Source organism: Streptomyces sp. DH12 (genome assembly GCF_020873895.1).
Taxonomy (GTDB): domain Bacteria; phylum Actinomycetota; class Actinomycetes; order Streptomycetales; family Streptomycetaceae; genus Streptomyces.
Genome location: NZ_JAHWGT010001041.1, coordinates 1 through 455, shown reverse-complemented (window position 1 = coordinate 455; position 455 = coordinate 1). Strand labels below are relative to the sequence as shown.

At 67.5% G+C, this 455-nt stretch carries 1 protein-coding gene; it reads right to left on the bottom strand.

The genetic code is table 11. The features are described 5' to 3' along the window. Nucleotides 1-263: helix-turn-helix domain-containing protein (locus tag LPA54_RS38400; protein WP_228985006.1), on the bottom strand; the 263-nt coding region annotated here is incomplete at its 3' end. Nucleotides 264-455 lie beyond the last annotated feature (192 nt).

Below are 455 nucleotides of genomic sequence, written 5' to 3'. Positions count from 1 at the left end.
ACCACCGCCCCCTCGGCCCAGTCGTTGACCTGGAGGTGCAGCGCGGCGAGGACGTCCTCCAGGGTGCGGAACTCCTCGTAGAACTGGCGGGTGGACAGCCCGGCGGCCTCGCTGAGGGCGGCGACGGTGGTGGACCGGTAGCCGGGTCCGGCGCCGAAGAGTTCGAGGGCCGCGTCGAGGAAGCGCCGGCGCCGTTCGGCCTTCCGCTCCTCGGCGGACTTCCCGGCGTACCGGCCGCTCGGTGCGCTCAGTCTGCCCGCCACCGGTTCTCCTTTCCCCGCGTCCGGCGATTTTGTCGTGTCCGCGGTCTTGTGGAGAACCCCCGACCGTCCTTACTTTTCAGTAAGTTCAATCTGAAAGCACGTCTGTTCAGATTCATCTCCCCGTTTTGGCATGTCCCGATCATGGTGCCCCCACCCGTAGAGGAGACCCCGCCATGCCGATCCGCAGCAGGC